Origin of the sequence: Streptobacillus notomytis, from assembly GCF_001902585.1 — a bacterium.
GTDB lineage: Bacteria > Fusobacteriota > Fusobacteriia > Fusobacteriales > Leptotrichiaceae > Streptobacillus > Streptobacillus notomytis.
Map to the genome: position 1 here is coordinate 1 of NZ_LKKV01000125.1, position 3,338 is coordinate 3,338.

A 3,338-nucleotide genomic window follows, 5' to 3' on the forward strand; every position below is an offset into this window, starting at 1 on the left:
AATGGTTGATTTTTACTAGGTTTTTTTACTTAGCTAAACTTCTTAAAATTTCTAACTTACCTTCTATAGATACTTTTATGTTAGCTGGAATTAATAAAGTTTCTCCTTTTTTTATATCCATATTTTCCACATCACTTATTATCTTCCCATTACCTTCAAGTATAGAATATATCATCATATCTTTATAACTATCTTCAAAACTACCTTCTATTCTTATTTTATCAACAGAATAATATGGAGTATTTGAAATATTTTTTATAAACTCACCATTTTTAAAATTAGTGTCAACTACATTAGCTTTTAATGAAAAATCTATAACATCTGCTGCATCTTCTAAATGCAGTTCTCTTAATTTACCATTTTCCAATCTATCAAAGTCATATATCCTATATGTAATATCTGAATTTTCTTGTATTTCTGCAAATATTACAGAACCTTCAAGACTTGCATGAACCATACCAGGCATTACATCTATCATATCACCTGATTTAACAGATATCTCCTCAAACATATTACTAAAGTCATTTTTTCTAGTCTTTTCTAAAAAACTTTCTTTATCATAACCAGATTTCATACCCATAATTAATTTAGCATCACTACTTGCATACATAATATACCAAGATTCATATTTACCAAGTTCATTATGTTTTTTAAGTGCAACTTCATCACTAGGATGAACTTGTATAGATAATCTATCATTCACATCTAAATATTTTATCAATAACGGAAATCTATCAGGGTGATTTATATATATATCTTCTCCAACCAATTTACCCTTATACTCATTAAATAGTTCCTGTAAACTTTTACCTTTAAGTGTACCATTAGATACTACACTCATACCGTTAATATGAGATGAAACTTCCCAAGATTCACCATAATCTCTATCATCTGGTAACTTTATACCCAATTTTTTTCCTAAGTTTTTACCTCCCCAAACCTTAGGTATTAATACTTTTTCAAATTTAAATGGATATAGCCTCATATTTTTACCTCTTTCTTTTCTTTCTTATACTTAAATACTATCAAACTTTAAAGAAATAGTCTAGATTTTTATTTACTATTTATACTGATAATATCACTATGAAATATAGATAGTTTTAGTGGATATAAGAGATATAAAAATACAATATATTTTTTACTTAAATCTATTCATATTTGATAATTTTTACTGTATAATGTAGTTTGTGGAGGTGAAAATCTTGAAAGAGAATGAACATTTTTATTATTCTATATACGAAGAATTTAAGAAAAATATTTTAAATGGTAAATTTATGCCTGGAGATAGACTTGATTCTGAAAGAAATTTATCTCAAAAATATGGTGTTAGCAGAAATACCATACGTTCAACTTTAAATTTACTTGAAAAAGATGGGTATATTTTTAAAGTTCAGGGAAAAGGAAACTTTATTGCTAGTCAAAAAATGAATCAAAACCTTAATACCTTCTATAGTTTTTATGAAAATATTAAGTCAGCAGGTAAAGTACCTAAATCAGAAATAGTTTTTCATAAAATTATGAAAGCTAATTTTAAACTTTCAGAAATTTTTAGGATTCCTCTAAATTCAAAAATAATATACTTTGAAAGATTACGTTTTATGGATAATGAACCAATAATATTTGAAAAAACCTATCTACCTATGTATAGGTTTAATGGATTTGATCCACTTGAACTAAATAATAAATCTATGTATAATATTTTTGAAAATGAATATAATATTGCTTTTTCTAAGGCAGTTGAAACTTTAAAACCTATCCTTATTTCTAATAAAAAAGAAAAAGATTTACTTAATTTAAAGGAAAATAGTGTAGGTATGAATATAGTTAGAACTACATATGAAAAAGAAAAAATAATTGAATACACCATATCAAGCATTAAAAATGATGTATTTGAATATAGGATAACATTAAATAAAGGATGGTAAAAATGATTAAATTAAATGATATAAAAAATGCAAATGAAAATATTAAAAATTCAATTAAAAGAACTCCTCTTATTGAATGTCCATTACTAAGTAACATGACTGAATCTAATATATATTTAAAACTTGAAAATTTACAAAAAACAGGTTCTTTCAAAGCTAGAGGGGCTATAAATAAAATAATGAATTTAACAGAAGAAGAAAAAAAACGTGGTGTAATTGCATCATCTGCTGGAAATCATGCTCAAGGTGTTGCTCTTGGAGCTAAACAAGCTGGTATTAAAGCAACTATTGTAATGCCTAAATTTGCACCTATATCTAAAATACTTGCAACTAAAAGTTATGGAGCAGAAGTAATACTTGAAGGAGAAACATTTAATGATGCTTATGAACATGCTCTAAAAGTTCAAGAAGAAAATAACTATGTATTTGTTCACGCATTTGATGATGATAGAATAATAGCTGGACAAGGAACTATAGGTCTTGAAATATTTGAAGATTTACCAAATGTAGATGTTGTGTTATGCCCAGTAGGTGGTGGAGGGATAATGGCTGGTATAGCCGTTGCTCTTAAAGAATTAAAACCTAACGTTAAATTAATAGGGGTAGAAGCAGCTAGCATGCCTTCAATGAAAAAAGCATTGGAAAATAACGGTCCTTTATTAGTTACTGGACCTCAAACTATCGCAGATGGTATAGCTGTAGGGCGTGTTGGTAATAAAACACATGAAATTTTTAATAATTTAGTAGATGATATAGTAATAGTAGATGAAGATGATATATCACAGGCAATCTTATTTTTAATGGAAAAATCAAAAGTTGTTGCCGAAGGAGCTGGAGCTACTGCTCTTGCTGCTGTTCTTTCAAATAAAGTAGATATTAAAGGATTAAATGTTGCCATAGTTATATCTGGTGGTAATATAGACATCACTAATATTGAAAAAATCGTAAATAGAGCTCAAATAATACAAAATAAAAGAGCTAAATTAAACATATTAATTAAAGATAGTGTTGGAGAATTAAGTAAGTTAACTAAAATTATTTCAGAAGAACAAGCAAATATATTATACTTAAACCAAACAAGATATTCTAATAACCTAAAAACTAGCGAACAATTATTAGAAATAGTTATAGAATGTGTGGATAGTAATCATCTTAAAGGTGTACTTAATAAATTAACAGAAAATAAATTTAATTATACATTAGTATAAAAATAAGGATTAACTCCTGTATAATCAGAGGTTAATCCTTTTTTTACTAATTCCCTTTGCTTTCTAACTTAGATATTCTTTCAAGTAATGCCGTTATTGTTTCTTTATGTTCTCTGTTTTCTGACTTTAAATCTATTAATTCTTTTTCAAAGCCTTTTATCTTTAATTCATGTTCATATACTTTCTCATCTAATAAGTTTATATT

General features: G+C 26.5%; 3 protein-coding genes. 2 read left to right on the forward strand and 1 reads right to left on the reverse strand.

Annotated features, from left to right (window positions below; all coding sequences use genetic code 11):
• Positions 1-25: 25 nt before the first annotated feature.
• Positions 26-985 (reverse strand): type I phosphomannose isomerase catalytic subunit, encoded by a 960-nt coding sequence (locus BUE91_RS06620; RefSeq protein ID WP_073508359.1) that lies wholly within the window; start codon positions 983-985, stop codon positions 26-28.
• A gap of 217 nt (positions 986-1,202) precedes the next feature.
• On the opposite strand from BUE91_RS06620, the gene BUE91_RS06625 reads away from it, so the two are divergent.
• Together BUE91_RS06625 and ilvA are read left to right on the forward strand one after the other, a co-directional pair.
• Positions 1,203-1,925: a GntR family transcriptional regulator gene (locus BUE91_RS06625; RefSeq protein WP_066901667.1), complete on the forward strand. Its 723-nt coding sequence runs from the start codon at positions 1,203-1,205 to the stop codon at positions 1,923-1,925.
• Between the two features lie 2 nt (positions 1,926-1,927).
• Positions 1,928-3,133, forward strand: coding sequence for a threonine ammonia-lyase (ilvA, locus tag BUE91_RS06630; protein ID WP_073508360.1), 1,206 nt, complete (start codon positions 1,928-1,930; stop codon positions 3,131-3,133).
• The last annotated feature ends 205 nt before the right edge of the window (positions 3,134-3,338 follow it).